General features: G+C 74.6%; 16 protein-coding genes. 8 read left to right on the plus strand and 8 right to left on the minus strand.

The window, feature by feature from the left end; genetic code table 11:
* Positions 1 to 149: 149 nt before the first annotated feature.
* Together mgtE and purH are read right to left on the minus strand one after the other, a co-directional pair.
* Positions 150 to 1,502, minus strand: a complete 1,353-nt coding sequence (gene mgtE / locus HDA34_RS04915; RefSeq protein WP_061866951.1) for a magnesium transporter — start codon at positions 1,500 to 1,502, stop codon at positions 150 to 152.
* A gap of 67 nt (positions 1,503 to 1,569) precedes the next feature.
* The gene (purH, locus tag HDA34_RS04920) at positions 1,570 to 3,264 is read right to left on the minus strand and encodes a bifunctional phosphoribosylaminoimidazolecarboxamide formyltransferase/IMP cyclohydrolase (RefSeq protein WP_061866952.1); all 1,695 of its coding nucleotides are present in this window, start codon (positions 3,262 to 3,264) and stop codon (positions 1,570 to 1,572) included.
* A 119-nt stretch (positions 3,265 to 3,383) separates the two neighbouring features.
* On the opposite strand from purH, the gene HDA34_RS04925 reads away from it, so the two are divergent.
* Positions 3,384 to 4,805 (plus strand): MFS transporter, encoded by a 1,422-nt coding sequence (locus HDA34_RS04925; protein WP_041102977.1) that lies wholly within the window; start codon positions 3,384 to 3,386, stop codon positions 4,803 to 4,805.
* Here HDA34_RS04925 and purN read toward each other — a convergent pair.
* Positions 4,792 to 5,355, minus strand: a complete 564-nt coding sequence (gene purN, locus HDA34_RS04930; protein WP_041102979.1) for a phosphoribosylglycinamide formyltransferase — start codon at positions 5,353 to 5,355, stop codon at positions 4,792 to 4,794. The genes HDA34_RS04925 and purN overlap by 14 nt on opposite strands.
* A gap of 22 nt (positions 5,356 to 5,377) precedes the next feature.
* Between purN and HDA34_RS04935 the strand changes: the two genes are divergently transcribed.
* Positions 5,378 to 5,815: a hypothetical protein gene (locus HDA34_RS04935; RefSeq protein WP_020621608.1), complete on the plus strand. Its 438-nt coding sequence runs from the start codon at positions 5,378 to 5,380 to the stop codon at positions 5,813 to 5,815.
* A gap of 10 nt (positions 5,816 to 5,825) precedes the next feature.
* Here the strand turns inward: HDA34_RS04935 and HDA34_RS04940 are convergent, their stop codons facing one another.
* The gene (locus HDA34_RS04940) at positions 5,826 to 7,190 is read right to left on the minus strand and encodes a cell division protein PerM (RefSeq protein ID WP_230594448.1); all 1,365 of its coding nucleotides are present in this window, start codon (positions 7,188 to 7,190) and stop codon (positions 5,826 to 5,828) included.
* Between the two features lie 160 nt (positions 7,191 to 7,350).
* Here HDA34_RS04940 and HDA34_RS04945 point away from each other — a divergent pair, with 160 nt between their 5' ends.
* From HDA34_RS04945 to HDA34_RS12110, 4 genes are all read left to right on the plus strand, one after another.
* Entirely contained in the window at positions 7,351 to 8,568 is a 1,218-nt protein-coding gene (locus HDA34_RS04945) for a glycosyltransferase family 4 protein (protein WP_041102988.1), read from the plus strand.
* 78 nt (positions 8,569 to 8,646) lie between these two features.
* The gene (locus HDA34_RS04950) at positions 8,647 to 9,705 is read left to right on the plus strand and encodes an aldo/keto reductase (protein WP_052006988.1); all 1,059 of its coding nucleotides are present in this window, start codon (positions 8,647 to 8,649) and stop codon (positions 9,703 to 9,705) included.
* Between the two features lie 155 nt (positions 9,706 to 9,860).
* The gene (gene gdhA / locus HDA34_RS04955) at positions 9,861 to 11,201 is read left to right on the plus strand and encodes an NADP-specific glutamate dehydrogenase (RefSeq protein ID WP_036382024.1); all 1,341 of its coding nucleotides are present in this window, start codon (positions 9,861 to 9,863) and stop codon (positions 11,199 to 11,201) included.
* Between the two features lie 193 nt (positions 11,202 to 11,394).
* Complete coding sequence (locus HDA34_RS12110) at positions 11,395 to 12,453, plus strand: hypothetical protein (RefSeq protein WP_020621603.1); 1,059 nt, start codon at positions 11,395 to 11,397, stop codon at positions 12,451 to 12,453.
* 141 nt (positions 12,454 to 12,594) lie between these two features.
* Here the strand turns inward: HDA34_RS12110 and HDA34_RS04965 are convergent, their stop codons facing one another.
* Genes HDA34_RS04965 through HDA34_RS04975 form a run of 3 tightly spaced genes read right to left on the minus strand, consistent with a single transcriptional unit; the run spans position 12,595 to position 14,734 of the window.
* Complete coding sequence (locus HDA34_RS04965) at positions 12,595 to 13,041, minus strand: acyl-CoA thioesterase (protein WP_002853740.1); 447 nt, start codon at positions 13,039 to 13,041, stop codon at positions 12,595 to 12,597.
* Positions 13,038 to 14,258, minus strand: coding sequence for an App1 family protein phosphatidate phosphatase (locus tag HDA34_RS04970; RefSeq protein ID WP_134377451.1), 1,221 nt, complete (start codon positions 14,256 to 14,258; stop codon positions 13,038 to 13,040). Before HDA34_RS04970 ends, HDA34_RS04965 begins: the two co-directional genes overlap by 4 nt.
* Before the next feature lie 29 nt (positions 14,259 to 14,287).
* Positions 14,288 to 14,734 carry a DUF6508 domain-containing protein gene (locus HDA34_RS04975; RefSeq protein WP_134377452.1) on the minus strand — a complete coding sequence of 149 codons (447 nt, stop codon included), beginning with the start codon at positions 14,732 to 14,734 and terminating at the stop codon, positions 14,288 to 14,290.
* An 82-nt stretch (positions 14,735 to 14,816) separates the two neighbouring features.
* Here HDA34_RS04975 and HDA34_RS04980 point away from each other — a divergent pair, with 82 nt between their 5' ends.
* Both HDA34_RS04980 and HDA34_RS04985 read left to right on the plus strand, forming a co-directional pair.
* On the plus strand, positions 14,817 to 15,722 hold the full coding sequence (locus HDA34_RS04980; protein ID WP_134377453.1) for an inositol monophosphatase family protein: 906 nt from the start codon (positions 14,817 to 14,819) through the stop codon (positions 15,720 to 15,722).
* A 67-nt stretch (positions 15,723 to 15,789) separates the two neighbouring features.
* Complete coding sequence (locus tag HDA34_RS04985) at positions 15,790 to 16,314, plus strand: pyridoxamine 5'-phosphate oxidase family protein (protein ID WP_020621599.1); 525 nt, start codon at positions 15,790 to 15,792, stop codon at positions 16,312 to 16,314.
* A 55-nt stretch (positions 16,315 to 16,369) separates the two neighbouring features.
* Here the strand turns inward: HDA34_RS04985 and HDA34_RS04990 are convergent, their stop codons facing one another.
* Positions 16,370 to 17,404 (minus strand): dioxygenase family protein, encoded by a 1,035-nt coding sequence (locus tag HDA34_RS04990; protein ID WP_134377469.1) that lies wholly within the window; start codon positions 17,402 to 17,404, stop codon positions 16,370 to 16,372.
* Between the last annotated feature and the right edge of the window lie 246 nt (positions 17,405 to 17,650).

Here is a 17,650-nt window from a genome sequence, read left to right on the forward strand (position 1 = left end):
CCCTCGCCGGGCCGGGCGGGGTCGCCCGGGTACCAGGGGGGCGTCGGGTCGGCGGGGGCGCCCCCCGACGACGGCGGCACGGCCGGTCCGGCGGGCCCGCCCCGGAACGCCTCGCCGAGGCGGGCAGGGCGGCGTGGACCGTGGCCGGCTCAGATGCCGAGCACGGCCTGGGCGATGAAGAAGTAGACGACCAGGCCGAGGGCGTCCACGAGCGTCGAGATGAACGGGTTCGAGAACACGGCGGGGTCGGCGCCGATCGTGCGGGCCGCCAACGGCATGAGACCGCCGACGGTGGCGGCGAAGGCACACACGGTGAACAGCGTCGCCCCGATCACGAGACCGACGGGCCACGAGAACACGAACCCGGCGAGCACGAGGCCCAGCAGGCCGATGCACCCGCCCAGGGCCATGCCGACGCGCAGCTCGCGGAACATCACGCGCGGCGCGTCGCGGGGCCGGACGTCGTCGAGGGCGAGCGCCCGGGTGACCGTGGTGGCCGCCTGGTTGCCCGTGTTGCCGCCGGTGCCGATGATCAGCGGGATGAACAGGGAGAGGACGACCATCTCCTCGAGCGTGTCCTCGAAGACGCCGAGCACCTGCACGGTGAGGGTGGCGCCGATCGCGAGCACGAGCAGCCACGTGATGCGCGAGCGCATCAGCGCCAGGACGGAGGTCGCCAGGTAGGGACGACCCAGCGGCTCCACGCCGCCGGCGCGGGCGGAGTCCTCGGTCGACCCCTCGTCGAGGACCTCGAGGGCGTCGGCCACCGTGAACACCCCGATCAGGCGACCCTCCGAGTCCGTCACCGGCACGGTCCACAGACGGCGGTCCGCGCAGAGCCGGGCCACCTCCTCGGCGTCCTCGGTGGCGACGGCGGACACCGGTTCCCGCATGATCTCCGAGACTCGCGCATCGAGCGGCTGTGTGACCAGCACGGAGACGTCGACGACGCCCGTCAGACGCGCCTGGGGACTGACCACCGGCACGGAGACGATGGCGGCCTGCTCCTGCCCCCCGTGCTCCCGGAGGTTCTCGAGCGCGGTGGACACGGTCCAGTCCTCGCGCAGGCGCACGGGCGCCATGCGCAGCCGCCGTCCCACCGAGTCCGCCGGGTAGCCCAGGAGCCGGCCGGCCTTGCCGCTCGCCTCCGCGTCGAGCCCGGCGAGCATCTTGCGGGCCACGGTGGCCGGCATCTCGTCGAGCAGCCGGGCCTGGCCCGAGACCCGCAGCTCGGCGAAGAGGTCCTGGACCTGACCGTCCTGGAGCTTGCGCACCAGGTCGGACTGCTGGCCCGTCTCCATCGCCGCGAAGACGTGGACCGCCGTCGTCTTGTCCAGGAGGCGGAACAGCATCGGGGCCATGCGCGGCTCGGAGCGGTCCAGGAGGTCGAGCGCGTCGCCCGGGGACAGCGCGCGCAGCAGCTCGACCGCGCTGTCGAGGTCGTCCCTGCGCAGGTGCTCACGGATGCGGTCCTCGACGCTCTCGACCTCGCGGCGGGTCATCGCCTCGTCACCTCCTGGGGGTCGCGGGGCCCGGTCCGGGCCCCCGTCCGGCAGCGGCGCGCCGCGCTCAGCCGTGGAAGAAGTGGCGCGCCCCGGTCAGGTACAGGCTCACGCCGGCGGCCTCGGCCGCGGCCACGACCTCCTCGTCCCGGACGGAGCCGCCCGGCTGGACGACGGCCTTCACGCCGGCGTCGATGAGGATCTGCAGCCCGTCCGCGAACGGGAAGAACGCGTCCGAGGCGGCCACGGACCCGCGGGCCCGCTCGGGGGCGCCCTCCCCGGAGACGTTCTCCGCGCCGCCGGCGCTGCTCACGTCCTGCCCGCCGGTCTGCGCGGCGCCCAGGGTGTTGGCGCGCTCGACGGCCAGGCGGCAGGAGTCGAGGCGGTTGACCTGGCCCATGCCCACGCCGACCGTGGCGCCGTCGTGGGCCAGCAGCACGGCGTTGGACTTGGCCGCGCGCACGGCGCGCCACGCGAAGGCCAGGTCGGCCAGGACGGCCTCGTCGGCGGCCGGGCCGGCGGCGAGGGTCCAGGTGGCCGGGTCGTCGCCGTCCGCGTCCACCGCGTCCGCGATCTGCAGCAGCATGCCGCCCGAGACCTGCTTGGCCTCCACCGCATCCCGCAGGAAGCCCTCGGGCAGGCTCAGCAGACGCAGGTTCTTCTTGGCGGAGAGGATCTCCAGGGCCTCGGGCTCGAACGCCGGGGCCACGACGACCTCCGTGAACACGTCCTTCACCTGGGCGGCCATGGCGGCGGTGACCGGGCGGTTGGCCGCGATCACGCCGCCGAACGCGGAGACCGGGTCGCACGCGTGGGCCTTGGCGTGCGCCTGCGCGATGTCCGTGCCCTCATCCGTGACGGCCAGGCCGCACGGGTTGGCGTGCTTGACGATCGCCACGGCCGGGACCGGGTGGTCGAAGGCGGCGCGCACCGCGGCGTCGGCGTCCACGTAGTTGTTGTAGCTCATCGGCTTGCCGTGCAGCAGCTCGGCCTGCGCGATGCCGGGGGCCGCCGAGGAGTCCAGGTACAGCGCCGCGGGCTGGTGCGGGTTCTCGCCGTAGCGCAGGATCTGCGCGCGCTCGAGGGAGAAGCCGGCGTAGGGCGGGAACACGGGGATCTCGTCCGCGTCCGTGTCCTCGCCGAAGTGGGCGGCGGTCCAGGCGGCCACGGCGTTGTCGTACCCGGCGGTGTGGGCGAAGGCCAGGGCGGCCAGGCGCCGGCGGGCGCGCAGGTCGAAGCCGCCGGACTGCGCGGCCTGGACCACCTCGCCGTAGCGGGCCGGGTCCACCACGATCGCCACGGACGCGTGGTTCTTCGCGGCCGCGCGCACCATGGACGGCCCGCCGATGTCGATCTGCTCGACGACGGCGTCCTCCGCGGCGCCCGAGTTCACGGTGTCCACGAACGGGTAGAGGTTCACGACGACGAGGTCGAACGGCTCCACCTCGAGCTCGCGCAGCTGGGTCACGTGGTCCTCGCGACGACGGTCGGCCAGGATGCCCGCGTGCACGCGCGGGTGCAGCGTCTTCACGCGGCCGTCCAGGCACTCCTGGAACCCGGTGACCTCGGCGACCTCGGTGACGGGCACACCGGCGGCGGCGATGCGCTGGGCGGTGGAGCCGGTCGAGACGATCTGCACGCCCGCGGCGTGGAGCCCTGTGGCGAGCTCCTCGAGGCCGGTCTTGTCGTACACGGAGATCAGGGCCCGCTTCAGGGGCACCGTGTCCAGGACGGTGGTGGTGGTGGGCTGGGCAGAGGTCACGAGGGGGCGCTCCTTCGAGGGGGTCCGGGTGCGTCCCCCAGCATAGGCCGGGCCGCATAATGGCCCAGGCGTCCGCGTGACGGACCGCCCCCACTCCACCCGACGAACGGGAGCCGACCATGTCCTCCGCCACCCCGCCCCGCCCCAGCGCCGACGGCGCGCACCCCGGGCCCGCGCCCGACGTCGTCGCCCCCGACGCCGCCCTGCCCACCGGTGAGGCGGTCGTCCAGGAGCTGCCGTGGCGCTGGTCCGTCCAGGGCCGCATCTTCCTGATCGGCGGCCTGGGCTTCATGTTCGACGCGTGGGACGTCACGCTCAACGGCGTGATGATCCCGCTGCTGCGCGAGGAGTGGGCCCTGGACAAGGCCGACGCCGCGTGGATCGGCACCGCCAACCTCATCGGCATGGCCGTGGGCGCGTTCCTGTGGGGCACCATCGCGGACCGCATCGGCCGCAAGGCGGCGTTCGCGTGGACGCTCGCGATCTTCTCCGTGTTCACGATCGCGGGCGCGCTGACCGACTCCCTGCTGTGGTTCGCGCTGTTCCGCTTCGTGGCCGGCATGGGCCTGGGCGGCACGATCCCCGTGGACTACGCGCTCGTGGGCGAGTTCACCCCGCGCCGGCTGCGTGGCCGCGTCCTGGCCGCGATGGACGGCTGGTGGCCCGTCGGCGCCGCGCTGTGCGGCCTCGTCTCCGCCTGGCTCGTGGGCACGTGGGGCGACTGGCGCCTGCCCCTGCTGGCCATGGTCCTGCCGGCCCTGCTCGTGTTCGTCGTGCGCCTGGGCATCCCCGAGTCCCCGCTGTTCCTGATGAGCCGGGGCCGCGAGGCACAGGCCCGCGCCGTCATCGACCGCATGGTGGCGGCCACCGGCGCGCCCCGCCGGCCCTACACGATGCCCCCGGCCGAGCCGGCCCGCTCCGGCGGCGTCGGCGCGCAGCTCGCCGCGGTCTGGCGGTTCTCCCCGCGCATCACCGCGATCGCCTGGGCCCTGTTCGTGGCCATCATGCTCGTCTACTACATCGCGCTGCAGTGGCTGCCCACGTTCCTCATCGACGCCGGCTACGCGGAGGGCCGCGCCTTCATCATGACCTCCGGCATGGCCGCGGCCGGCCTGCTCGGCGTGGTCGTGGCCACCGCGCTGATCGAGGTCACCGGCCGCCGCTGGCTGCTGGCCGTCAGCGCCGTCGTCGCGAGCGCCCTGACCGTCTGGCTGGCGAGCGTGCTGGACGTGCCCGCCGCGGTGCTGCCGCTCGTGCTGGCGTTCGGCTTCGTGGTGCAGGTCGCGATCCCGGTGCTCTACACGTACGTCTCCGAGCTGTACCCGACGACGCTGCGCGCCTCCGGCTTCGGCTGGGCGTCGGCGGCCTCGCGGGTGGGCGCGGGCCTGGGCCCGCTGCTCTTCGTGGGCACGCTGGTCCCCGCCCTCGGGCTGCCGGGGGCGTTCGCCGTCACCGGCGGGCTCGTGGTCCTGGCCTGCGCGGCGATGCTGGCGCTGGCCCCGGAGACCCGCGGCCGCGCCCTCGAGGTCAGCGCCGACTGAGCTCGCCGAGCACGCGCAGCAGCAGGGCCCGCTCTTGGACCTTGATGCGCTCGTGCAGCTCGGCCTCGGTGTCCGTGTCCAGCACGGGCACCGCGGCCTGGGCGAGGATCGGGCCGGTGTCCACGCCCGCGTCCACCACGTGCACGGTGCAGCCGGTGACCTTCACCCCGTGCGCCAGCGCGTCCCGGACGCCGTGGGCCCCCGGGAAGGAGGGCAGCAGGGCCGGGTGGGTGTTGAGGATGCGGCCGTCGAACCGCTCGAGCAGCGGGGCGCCCAGGATCCGCATGAACCCGGAGCACACCACCCAGTCCGGCGCGTAGGCGGCGACGGCGTCCGCGAGCGCCTCGTCCCACGCGCGCCGGTCCGCGTGGTCCTTCGGTGACACCACGAACGTCTCGATCCCGTGGGCGCGGGCGCGCTCCAGGCCGCCGGCGTCGGCGACGTCGGCGCCCACCGCGGCGATCTCCACGTCCAGGGCGCCGGAGGCGACGGCGTCGAGGACGGCCTGCAGGTTGGTGCCGGAACCGGAGACGAGGGCAACGATGCGCATGCGCCCATCGTAGGGTGAGGGGGTGTCCGCCCCCGTTCCCTCCTCCCCGCCCCGCCCGCCGCAGGGCGCCCCGGACCCCGGCCGCGTCCGCACCGGCCGTGCCCTGCTGTGGCAGTCCGTGGCGCTGCTGGGGATGGTGCTCTCCTTCTCCCTCGTGCTGCCGTGGAAGCTGATCGCCCTCGCGCTGGGGCTGGTCGCCCTCGTGCTCGGCGTGCGCGTGTGGGTCACGAGCCGCGGCGCCGACCGCTCGGGACTGCCCCGCGCGGTGGCGTCCGCCGGCATGGCGATGGCGCTGGTGGGCATGACGACGGCGGCGCTGCCGCTGCTCGCGTGGGACGCGACGGTCCAGCTCGAGCAGTGCGGCGCCTCCGCGCTCACCGTGCGGGCACAGCAGGCGTGCGCGGACGAGTTCACCCGTCAGGTGGAGGAGCGCACGGGGGTGCCCCAGCTGCGGCCCTGAGCCGCGGGCGTCAGTCCCGCGCCCGGCGCGGGGACGGCCGGTCGCGCGGGCCCGAGGCACGGTCGCCGGACCGCGGCGCCGTCGTCGTCCCGTCCCGGTGCCCGGCCACGGCCAGGGCCGTGAGGTAGCCGGCCGCGCAGCCCAGCGCGACCCATCCGGCGACGGCGGCGCACACCGCCCAGACGTGGGAGCCGATGTCCGTCAGCGTGCCGAGCCCGAGCGTCCCGGAGGTGAGGGCCAGCGGCACGAGCAGCAGCAGCCCCGTGAGCAGTCCGGTGAGCACGGCTAGGGCCAGCGTGGACAGCGTCAGGGACACCGCGCGGCTGCCGTGGCGGGTGTGCAGCCAGTCGTCGAGGTGGTTCTCCCCCTCCCGCAGCAGCCACACGCCGGCCACGACGCCGGCGCCGATCGGCACGGCCAGCAGGAGCAGCTGCCACGGCGACCACGTCCCGGGCAGCGCACCCAGCGCCGGGAGGGCGGGCGCGGTGGCCGGCGTCGCGCCGAACACGGAGTAGAGGCTGTCCGCACCCACGGAGAACCCCGGGCCCGCCGTCCACGCGATCGACCACGCGGTGAACGTGGGCAGCCAGCCGATCTGCAGCAGCGCCAGCAGCAGGCCGCCCAGCGGGCCGCCCCCGATCGCCTGGGCCACGGTGACGACGGCGGCCCACTCGACGGCCAGCCGCCCCGCCACGAGCAGCGCGTTCAGGCCCGTCAGGGCGAGCACGGCGACGGCCGCGGCGCGCACCACGGACCACGCGTACGAGCCGGCCCAGCGTTCGTACTGCGAGCGCCGCGAGATCCGCTCCGTGAGGTCCAGGCCGATCAGGTGCGCCCAGGTGCCGGCCTCGCGCCGCGCCCCCGCGAGGGCGGCGACGCCGAAGAGCAGGGCGGGCAGCAGCGCCGCCGGGGCGGGGTGGGCCGTCAGCTCGTCCGTGCCGGGCAGGAACGCCACGGCCAGCCCCACCAGGGCGTAGGCCCCCACCGCGCCCACGAAGGCCTGCCACGCCTGGTCCCGGTAGGACGCGCGGGCCAGGCGCCGGCCGGCCCGCCAGGACAGCGCGAGCGGGACCAGGGTCAGGCCCCACGGCACGAGCCACGCCGTGCCGGTGATGAGGTGATCCGGCGCGGTGGGCATGGCCGTGGCCACGGTGACGGGCACCGCGTGCAGGGCCAGCCACAGGACGCCGCCCACCTGGACGGCGCCCTCGATGGTCGGCCGCTCGAACCCGCCCGTGGCCCACACCGCGAGGGTGGGGACCATGACCGCCAGCAGGCTGATCATCGCCGTGACGAGCGCCTCGACCACCCCCTGCAGCCACAGCGGCAGGGGGACGGGGCGCAGCAGACGGGGCGCAGCGGGGCGGGAACTCACCCGTCCATGGTGCCACCCGACTCCGGGCGGCGCCTGGACGGGGGCGGGCCGCGCGGGCCGGTGCGACGACCGTCACGCGCCCCGAGAGTTCACCGCGGGGTCACCGGGCCGTCGTCGGCGGGTGTCCCGGCCGTGGTCCGGGGTCCTTAGCGTCGGCCACGTGCGTGTCGTCGTGGTCGCCGAATCGTTCCTGCCCCATATGAACGGGGTCACCCACTCCATCCTCCAGGTGCTGCGCCACCTGCGGGAGCGGGGCGACGAGGCGATGGTGGTCGCCCCGGCTGCCTCGTGGTCCGCCGGGTGGACCCAACGCGCGGGCGCCGGTGAGGCCCCCCGCGAGGTCGAGGGCTTCCCCGTGCGCACCCTGCCCTCCGTGCCCCTGAGCGGGTACGCCTCCGTGCGGGTGGCCGCCGGCACGGTGGGCCGGCTGCGCGGCATGCTCGCCGACTTCGCCCCGGACGTGGTGCACATCGCCTCCCCCTTCGTGCTGGGCTGGCGCGCGGTGCAGGCGGCCGAGGAGCTCGGCATCCCCTCCGTGGCCGTCTACCAGACCGAGGTCCCCGGCTACGCGGCCCGGTACGGCGCCCCGTGGCTGGAGGACGTCCTGTGGAGCCACGTGGCGCGCCTGCACAACATGGCCACGCTGACGCTCGCGCCGTCGTCGTTCACCGTCCGGCAGCTGCACCGCCAGGGGGTGCGACGCGTGCACCTGTGGGGCCGCGGCGTCGACTCCCGCCGATTCCATCCCGCCAAGCGGGACGAGGCGCTGCGCGCCGAGCTCGCCCCGAACGGCGAGAAGCTCGTGGGCTTCGTGGGGCGGCTGGCGCACGAGAAGCAGGTCGGGGACCTGCGGGTGCTCTCGGACCTGCCGGGCACCCGCCTCGTGGTCATCGGCTCCGGGCCGCTGCGCGAACAGCTCGAGCGGGAGCTGCCCGGCGCGCACTTCGCCGGCTTCCAGGGGGGCGAGGACCTCGCGCGCCACGTGGCCAGCCTGGACCTGTTCGTGCACCCCGGCGAGTCCGACACCTTCGGCCAGACGCTGCAGGAGGCGATGGCCTCGGGCGTGCCCGTCGTCGCCGTCGGCCGCGGCGGCCCCCTCGACATCGTGGACGCCTCCCGCACCGGCTGGCTCTACCCGCCCGGCGAGCTGGACGAGCTGCGCCGCCACGTCGCGGACCTCGTGTACGACGACGTCAAGCGGGCCGCGTTCGCCGACGCGGCGTGGGCGTCGGTGCAGGGCCGGACCTGGCCGGTGCTGTGCGAGCAGCTCGTGGGCTACTACGAGAAGGCGATCGCGGTGCAGGAGCGCCGCCGCGTGGAGCTGGCCCGCCGGCTGCTGACGGCGCCGTCGCTGCTGGCCGCGCGCGTGTTCGGCTGAACCCCGGGACGGACGACGGGCCGGACGCCGGACGGGCGCCCGGGTGTCGTGTCCGGAGTCGTGGCTAGGGTGGCGGGCATGGACGCCACCCCGCATGCCCGCCCCGCCGAGCCTGGCCCCCTGCCCGATCCCGCCGAGCCCCGCCGCCTCGCCGGCAAGGACGTGCACCCCGTCGGCCTCGGATGCATGAACATCGTGCACGGCTACTCCGGATTCCTCGACGACGACGCCGCCGTCGACCTGCTCACCCGCGTGCTGGACGACGGCACCGACCACCTGGACACCGCCACCCTCTACGGCGGCGGCCGCAGCGAGGAGCTCGTGGGGCGCGCGCTCGCCCGGGCGGGGTCGGGCGTCCGCGAGCGCGTGCTGCTCGCCTCCAAGGGCGGGCTCGTGCGGGACGGGCAGCGACGGATCGACGGCCGCCCGGAGACACTGCGCGCGCACGTGGACGCCTCACTGCGCCGGCTCGGCCAGGACCGGATCGACCTGTACTACCTGCACCGGCTGGACCCGGAGGTCCCCGTCGAGGAGTCCGTGGGAGCGCTCGCGGAGGCCGTCACGGACGGCAAGATCGGGGCGATCGGCCTGTCCGAGGTCTCGGCCGTCACCCTGACCCGGGCCGTGGCCGTCCACCCGATCGCGGCCGTGCAGTCCGAGTACTCCCTCGCCACCCGCAACCCCGAAGGGGGCGTGCTCGAGGCGTGCCGCCGCCACGGGACCGCCTTCGTGGCCTTCTCCCCCGTCAGCCGCGGCCTGCTCACGGACGCGCCGCCGCGGCTGGACCGGCTGGACGCGGGAGATCTGCGGCACCGGCTGCCCCGCTTCGCCGAGGGCCACTACGAGGCCAACCTGACGCTGCGCGAGGCGCTCTCGGCCGAGGCCGTCCGGCTCGGGACGAGCACGGCGGGGCTCGCCGTCGCCTGGGTCCTGGCCCAGGGCGAGGACGTCCTGGCGATCCCGGGCACCACCTCGTGGGAGCACTGGCTCGAGGACCGGGACGCGCACGAGGTGCGGCTGACCCCGGCCGACGTCGCCCGGCTGGACGACCTCGTCAACGACGCGACCGTGGCGGGGCCGCGCTACAGCGAGAGCCAGCAGGCCAGCATCGACACCGAGGCGGCGCCGCCGCGCTGAGCCGAACGTGGGGCCCGGGGTGGCCCGCGTCTCATTTCGGTAACAGAGCGCGCTCCCTGTCAGGATGGGCGTCAGGCACCGCGGCCTCCTCCGACCGCGGCGCGCCACGGGGGGCACCGCGGGGCGTCTCTACCCCGACGTCCGAGGAGGACACCATGAATGAGTCTCTGGAGACCCTGCGCGACGAAGTGTTCGCGCGCAACCCCGGCGAGGCCGAGTTCCACCAGGCGGTGTCCGAGGTGTTCGAGGCGCTGGGACCGGTGATGCAGCGCCACCCCCAGTACGTCGAGGCCGGGGTCATGCACCGCCTCTGCGAGCCGGAGCGCCAGATCATCTTCCGCGTCCCGTGGATCGACGACGCCGGCGTCGTGCAGGTCAACCGCGGGTTCCGCGTGGAGTTCAACTCGGCGCTCGGCCCGTACAAGGGCGGGCTGCGCTTCCACCCCTCCGTGTACCTCGGGATCGTCAAGTTCCTGGGCTTCGAGCAGATCTTCAAGAACTCGCTCACCGGCATGCCGATCGGCGGCGGCAAGGGCGGCTCGGACTTCGACCCCGCCGGCAAGTCCGACCGCGAGATCATGCGGTTCTGCCAGTCCTTCATGACGGAGCTGCATCGCCACATCGGTGAGCACACGGACGTGCCGGCCGGTGACATCGGCGTGGGCGCCCGCGAGATCGGCTACATGTTCGGCCAGTACAAGCGACTGACCAACCGCTTCGAGGCCGGCGCCCTCACCGGCAAGGGCCTGACGTGGGGCGGCTCGCTGGTCCGCACTGAGGCCACCGGCTACGGCGCCGTGATGTTCGTCGACTCCATGCTGCGCACGCGCGGCGAATCCATGGACGGTCAGCAGGTGCTGATCTCCGGCTCCGGCAACGTGGCCATCTACGCCGCGGAGAAGGCCGCCGCGCTCGGGGCCACCGTGCTCACCGCGTCCGACTCCTCGGGCTACATCGTGGACCCGGACGGCCTCGACCTGGACCTGCTCAAGCAGATCAAGGAGGTCGAGCGTGCCCGCATCTCCGAGTACGCCGAGCGCCGCGGCGGGCGGTCCCGCTACGTGACCGGCGGCAGCGTCTGGGACGTCGAGGGCACCGTGGCCCTGCCGTGTGCCACCCAGAACGAGCTCGACGAGTCCGCCGCGCGGACCCTGCTGAAGAACGGGGTGAAGGCCGTGGCCGAGGGCGCGAACATGCCCTGCACCGAGGCGGCCGCCCACCTGTTCGTCGACTCCGGGACGCTGTTCGGCCCGGGCAAGGCCGCCAACGCGGGCGGCGTGGCGACGTCGGCGCTGGAGATGCAGCAGAACGCCTCGCGGGACTCGTGGAGCTTCGACTACACCCACGACCGGCTCGAGCAGATCATGCGCGACATCCACGACCGCTGCGTGGAGACCGCCGAGGAGTACGGCACGCCCGGCAACTACGTGGCGGGGGCGAACATCGCCGGGTTCATCAAGGTCGCCGACGCGATGATCGCCCAGGGCGTGGTCTGAGGCCCGGCCCTGTCCCTTCCGTGATCCTCCGCCGCCCTGCGACATCACCGCCGTTCTGACGCGCGGTGATGTCGCAGGGCGGCGGTCGCTCAAGGGCGCCCGGCTCCTGCACAGGCCCCCCGACGTCGGGTGCCCTCCACCGCCGGCGCGGCCGACCCGTCGCGCCCCCGACGGGCCCACGAGACTGGGCCGCATGACCCTGCTCTCCGACCACTCGCGTGCGCTGCTCCCGGGACGCGGGCCCCTGCTCAGCGCGGCGGACCCTCACGACGGGGCGGCGCGGCGCCGTCTCGAACGCGCCTGGACCCGCGGGGTCCTCGTGCGGCTCTGCCCGCGCGTCTACATCAGCGTCAGCGACTGGGCCGCGCTGCGTCCGTGGGACAGGGCGGTCGTGTCCGCCGTCGCCCTCTCGATCGCCCGCCCCGCGACGGTGTTCACGGGCCTGACCGCGGCCCGGTTGCACGGTCTGGGGCCGGCCGTCGAGCCGCCCGTGCTCGAGCTGCGCGCCCCCTCGCCCGGGCATCACGGCGCCGGTCCGCTGACCCGCCGTCCCTTCGCCCCCTCCGTGGTGGCCCACGATCGCCGGCTTCCCGTCCCGCCGCGCCGCCGACCCCGGTGGGGGCTGCCGGAGGCGGCCCCCGCCGCGCCTCAGCCGGTCGAGGCCGTCCTGTCGGACGGGCAGAGCCTGGGAACCGTCCTGGCGGATCCGCTGCCCACGGTGCTGCTGGTGCTGGGGGCGGCCACCCCGTTCCGCGACGCCGTGGCCCCGCTGGACGCGCTCGTCCGAGCCCGGCCCGAGGAGGCCGCACGCTGGGCGAGGCAGGCGGAGAGCCGACTCAAATCCGCGGCCGCCCTCCGCCGATTCGAGCGGGCCTGGCACTTCGCGGACGCGCGGGCGGAATCCGCCGGCGAGTCCTACAGCCGGGCCAGCATCCACGAGCTCGGCTTCGTCCCGCCCACGGCGCTGCAGCATCGCCACCGGGATGCGAACGGACGCGAGGTGGCCCGCACGGACTTCTGGTGGGAGCAGGTGCGGGTGTACGGGGAGTTCGACGGGCTGGGCAAGTACGACCTGTCGTTCTTCGACGGTGACGACACGGCCCGCCGCGCCAGCATCCGCCGGGAGAAGGAACGGGAGGTGGCCCTGCAGCTGGTCACCCGGGCGGGCGCGCATTGGACGTGGGGAGACCTCCTGCGGCCGGACCGGCTGGCGCGGATCCTCACCGCCGCGGGCGTCCCCCGCTCGGTCTGATCCACGGCCGTCCCACGGGCCCGGTCCCGACCTCCGCGAGCCCGAGCGTTCGACCTCCGCTCTGCGACATCACAGCCGTGCTGCACGGCGGTGATGTCGCTGGGCGGCTGCCGGGCAGTCAGCAGCCCACATCAGCCTGCCTCAGCCGGCCAGGGCCGCCCGCTGCTCGGGGCTGATGCGCACGGGGCGGCCCGTCTGCCCGTCGACGAACACCATGACGGACGTCGCGGTGGCGCAGAGGGTGTCGTCGACGCCGTCGTGCAGGGCGTAGCCCACGTGCACCGAGGCGGCCTTCACGGCGTCCACGCTCACCACCACGCGCAGTGGCACGGGGCGGTAGGGCATCTGGGCCCGGTACTTCACGGTGTGCTCGGAGATGAACGTCCGCACACCGGGGGCCACCCCCTCGAGCAGGTCGATCGGCGGGGCCTGCCCGCCGCCGGCGCCGGTGTTCGCGGGCACGCCGAAGGCCGCCACGCGGGCCTCCTCCAGCAGCTGCACCACGGCGATGTTGTTCACGTGGCCGTAGGCGTCCATGTCCGCCCAGCGCAGCGGGATGCGGACCTCGACGGAGCGCGAGGCGGTCAACGGGCGGCCTCCTCGTCCGCGGACCGGCCGTCGCGCTGCGCCGCGGCGTCGAGGGTCGCCGGCGCCTCGTCGTCGCCGAGGATGTCCTCGCGCCAGGCCTCGGGCTGCACGTCCACGAACTCGACGGGCAGGATGCCCAGGTCCTCGAGCTGATTGGACAGCGTGGCCCCGTCCGGGCCGTAGCACCACGGGATGCCCGGGGTGGAATGGCGGGTGTCCTCCGCCCGACCGCCCGCGAGCAGCGCCTGCGAGGGGGTCAGCTGCCGGATGACGATCGCCTTGACCCGGTCGGGGTGGCGCTGCGCGAACTCGGCGTAGATCTCGGGGTCGTGCTGGCCGTCGTCGCCCACCAGGATCCACTGGATGTCCGGGAACTGCTCGGCGAGGCGCTCGAGCTGGACCCTCTTGTGCTCCTGGCCGGAACGGAACCAGCGGTCCTTCGTGGGCCCCCAGCTGGTCAGCAGCAGGGCGCCGAGCGGGTAGAGGTTGCGGCCCAGGAAGCGGGTGAGGGTCTGCGCCACGTTCCACGCGCCCGTGGACAGGTACAGCACGGGGGCCTTCGGCTCGAGCTCGGCGATCCGGCGCAGCAGCACGGCGATCCCCGGGGTGGGCGTGCGGGCGTGCTCGTCGATCACGAACGAGTTCCAGGCCGCCAGCAGGGGGCGGGGCAGCGAGGTGACCACCACCGTGTCGTCGATGTCCGAGACCAGGCCGACCCGCGCACCCGGCTCGCAGATGTACAGGTCCATGACGGCGCGCTCCTCCTGGCCGCCGACATGGAGGGTGGCGGTCTGCCAGCCGGGCTCCAGCTCGACGTCCAGCACGACGTCGACGACGCCCATCCGGTCCGTGCGCACCGTGGTCCGCAGGTCCCCCACCTGCACCTCCACCTCGGCATAGGCCATGGGTGGGGCCACGAAGTTGCGCCAGCCGCGCACGCCGTCCGCCACCACCTTCGACAGCCGACGGCCGTTCATGAACTCCTCGTCGGGGGCGATCACCACGCGGGAGAGGAGCCGCACCCAGCTGGTGCTGCCGTAGCCCGTGAACGCCATGACCGTCGGCACGTTGCCGGCACGCAGCGCACGGGCGCGGTGCCAGCGGTTCCATCCCTCCTGCAGGTGCGTGGCGACGTTCTCCACGGGAGTGGGGTCACCGGAAGGGACCAGGCGGCCGCGCCGGGGCGCGGGCGTGGGTGCGTCGGAGGCTGCGGGCATGCGTCCAGTATTCCGCACCGCGCGCGCTCTCAGCGGATCTCGGGGACCAGCGCGGTCAGGCGGTCCAGCATGCGGCCGACCTTGCCGTTCTCGATCGCGGCGGCCACGTGCCCGTCCGTGAACCGCTCGCCGCGCACCAGGTAGGTGAACAGCGTGCCGAGGTCGGCCAGGGACGCCTCGGCGATGCCGGCCTCGCTCACCCGGTCCACGTTCCGCAGGTAGTCGACGTCGATGCCCGCCAGCTCCTGCGCGGCCACGAGGCCGGGGAACACGCGGTTGTCGTAGTCCGGGTAGACGCCGCCGAGGGTGCCGGGCGCGGGGGCGCCGTAGGAGGCGATCGGCCGGGCCTCGGTGCCGTAGCCGGCGGCGAGCAGCTCGCGCAGCGCACGCACGGCGGCCACGCGCTGGGGCGTGGGGGTCTGCGGGCCGGTGAGGGTGGCGTCGTCGTCGGGGGTCGGGAGGGGGTGCTCGGTCATGGCGGCTCCTCTGCTCGGGGGGGTCGGCCCCATTGTCTCGCGTGCGGTCCGGCGTGTCCGGACCCCCGCCTAGGCTCGGGGCATGAGCCCAGCCCTGCCCCGCCCCGCCGAGCTCCGCGCGATCGCCCTCGACGCCGCCCGCGCGGTCGTCGGCGACCTCGCCGCCGCCTTCCGCTCCCCCACCGCCATCGGGCCCGAGGCCAAGACCACGCACCACGACCTCGTCACCGTGCACGACCGACACACCGAGGCCCGGCTCGTCGCCGCGCTCACGACGGCGGTCCCCGGCTCCGGCGTGCTCGGCGAGGAGCTCGGGGCGCAGGCCGGCACCGGTGAGGCCGCCCGGCTGACCTGGATCGTCGACCCCATCGACGGCACCTCCAACTTCACACACGGCTTCGCGATGTTCTCGGTGTCCCTGGCCGCCGAGGTCGACGGCGAGGTGGTGGCCGGCGTCGTGCTGGACCCCGTGGGCGGGCTGGCGTTCTCCGCCGACGGGGACGGCGCCTACCTCACCCGCGGCGACGGGCCGGAGCGTCCGCTGGCCGAGGTCGGCCGGCCGGCGCCGGCCGGCGGCGAGCGCGCCCAGAACCTCGTGACCTCCTATCCGGCGGGCGAGGCGCTCGCGCGCGAGGGCGAGGACGCGCTGCGCCGCTTCGGGCGGCTCGTGACCGCCCACGCGACCGTGCGCCGCACCGTCTCCGGCGCCCTCGAGCTCGCCCACACGGCGGCGGGCTGGGCCGACGCCGCGCTGTACGTGGACACCAAGCCCTGGGACGTCGCGGCGGGGCAGCTGATCCTGCGCCGCGCCGGGGGCAGGTGGCTCACGCCGGACCCGGCCGCGCCGTCGTCGGGCCGGCTCGTCGACGACGGCCCGCGCGCCCACACGTGCCCGTTCGCGCTCGCCGTCGCCCCGGGCCGCGAGGCGCCGACGACGGCGGCGGTGCTGGGTGACATCGTCGCCTCGCGGGCGACCGACCATGTATAGAGTGGATGTGAGCCCGATCTCAGCGCCGCGCCCGACGGCGCCCGTCCCGGCATGCCAGGAGGCCCCGATGACCCAGCAGCACCATGACACCGACGACGCCCCGTCGATGCAGCGCCCCGATCCGGTCGCGGAGCCCGGGGACCACCTGATGTTCGAGCACCCGGACGGCGAGGCCGTCCTGGTGCTGGACGAGGACCAGGTCTGGCGACTGCTGGGCCGCGTGGGCCACGCGCGCCTCGGGCTGGCCGTGGACGGGCGGCCGGACATCGTGCCGGTGAACGTGCGGGCCCACGACGGCGCCATCTACTTCCGCACCGCGCCCGGCTCGAAGCTCGCCGAGCTCACGGTGAACCCGCGCGTCGTGGTGCAGGCCGACGGGATCCTGGCCGACCAGGCCTGGTCCGTGCTCGTGCACGGCACCGCGCGCCGCCTGGACACGGAGGCGGAGATCGCGGAGGCCGAGTCCCTCGGCATCGAACCGTGGGTGCCGACGCTCAAGGACTTCTACGTCCGCGTGGACGTCCAGCGCGTGTCCGGCCGCCACTTCGTGTTCGGCCCGCACCCCGAGCGCAACGAGTCCCAGACCGACTGAGCCGCCGGCAGGACGCGTGGGCTGAGCCGGACGGCTCAGCCCACGTCCGCCGGGCTCAGGGCTGCGCCGGGGGCTGGCCGCCCTCGCCGCCCGCCGGGGGCTGGCCACCGCCGGGCCCGCCCATCCCGCCCTGCTCCTGCTCAGTGGTGGTGTCGATCGGGACGTCGATGGTGATGGCGAAGCCCTTCTCCACGGAGCCCGTGATCTGCGGCAGCTGCGTCTCGTAGCCGTCCGAGAAGACGTTGTCCGTCTCGAGGCTGACGTCGGCGAAGTTCTCCGTGGACCCGTCGTAGGCCGAGGTGGCGTAGACCTGCGCGGACTGCTCCTCGGGCATGGCGATCTGGGAGGTGAGGACGTTGTTCGTCGAGTCCGTGATGGACGCCTTGTCCGGGAACACCTCGAAGTGCAGGTGGGGCCACCGGCCGTCGTAGCAGCCGGGCCACACCGTGGTGAAGGTGACCGTGCCGTCGTCGCCCACCACCTGGACGCCGCGCAGGTAGGTCTCCTCCGTGATGCCGTCCGAGTACATCGAGTAGCGGCCCTGCGCGTCGGCGTGCCAGAGGTACACGGCGGCGCCGGTCATGGCGGCGTCGCCGTTGGCCATGTCGATCACGTTCATCGTCACCCTCAGCGGGACGCCCTCGGCGGCGGTGCCCGTGTCGATGCTCGTGGTCAGGTCGGAACGTTCGATGCCGGACGCGTCGAGCACGTCCGGGCCGTTGGAGCCGCCGCCCGGGTACGGGCGTGCGTTCTCGGTGACCATCTCGGTCAGGGTGGCGGACGGCGAGGCGCTCGCCGCCGACGAGGAGGAGGCCGCGGGTGACGAGGAGCCGGCGCTCGCCGACGTCGAGCCGGAGGAGGACGAGGCGCCCTCCTGGACACCGCACGCGGCGAGGACGAGGGCTCCCGCCCCCGCGCCGAAGATGCCCAGCGCGTTGCGGCGGGAGACGAGCGTGCCGACGTCGAAGGCGGCGCCCTGGTCCTCGACGTCCTCGGCCGGGCGGTGGAAGGCCCGGCCCTCGAAGGTGGGCGTGACGGCGGGGGCCTCGCCTCCCTCGGAGACCTGGGGGAAGGGACGGCGGGAGCGGATCGAGAGCCAGGGGCCATGGAGTTCCTCTCGTGGGGCGCCCGCCGGGTGGCGGACCGCGTCGAGAGGCCAGCATGGCAACGGATGCCGGACGTTTTCGTGAGATCGGCGGGATGGTTCCAGGACATCTCCTGGGCGGTTTCTGACACGGGCGGGACCGCCGGCGCCTCGGTCGACGCCTCAACTACCTGCCGGTCCAGCTCCGTTGCTGAAACATGCACCTGGAAAGGTGGCGCACACTCTCAGGGT

Source organism: Micrococcus luteus (assembly GCF_014138885.1).
GTDB classification, from domain to species: domain Bacteria; phylum Actinomycetota; class Actinomycetes; order Actinomycetales; family Micrococcaceae; genus Micrococcus; species Micrococcus luteus.

Excerpts from the sequence above, each read along its gene's own strand:
- HDA34_RS04985 (WP_020621599.1), top strand. The coding sequence starts at position 15,790 with ATGACCCAGCAGCACCATGACACCGACGACGCCCCGTCGATGCAGCGC.
- HDA34_RS04950 (WP_052006988.1), top strand. The coding sequence starts at position 8,647 with ATGGACGCCACCCCGCATGCCCGCCCCGCCGAGCCTGGCCCCCTGCCC.
- HDA34_RS04980 (WP_134377453.1), top strand. The coding sequence starts at position 14,817 with ATGAGCCCAGCCCTGCCCCGCCCCGCCGAGCTCCGCGCGATCGCCCTC.
- HDA34_RS04970 (WP_134377451.1), bottom strand. The coding sequence starts at position 14,258 with ATGCCCGCAGCCTCCGACGCACCCACGCCCGCGCCCCGGCGCGGCCGC.
- HDA34_RS04975 (WP_134377452.1), bottom strand. The coding sequence starts at position 14,734 with ATGACCGAGCACCCCCTCCCGACCCCCGACGACGACGCCACCCTCACC.
- HDA34_RS12110 (WP_020621603.1), top strand. The coding sequence starts at position 11,395 with ATGACCCTGCTCTCCGACCACTCGCGTGCGCTGCTCCCGGGACGCGGG.
- gdhA (WP_036382024.1), top strand. The coding sequence starts at position 9,861 with ATGAATGAGTCTCTGGAGACCCTGCGCGACGAAGTGTTCGCGCGCAAC.
- HDA34_RS04925 (WP_041102977.1), top strand. The coding sequence starts at position 3,384 with ATGTCCTCCGCCACCCCGCCCCGCCCCAGCGCCGACGGCGCGCACCCC.
- purN (WP_041102979.1), bottom strand. The coding sequence starts at position 5,355 with ATGCGCATCGTTGCCCTCGTCTCCGGTTCCGGCACCAACCTGCAGGCC.
- mgtE (WP_061866951.1), bottom strand. The coding sequence starts at position 1,502 with ATGACCCGCCGCGAGGTCGAGAGCGTCGAGGACCGCATCCGTGAGCAC.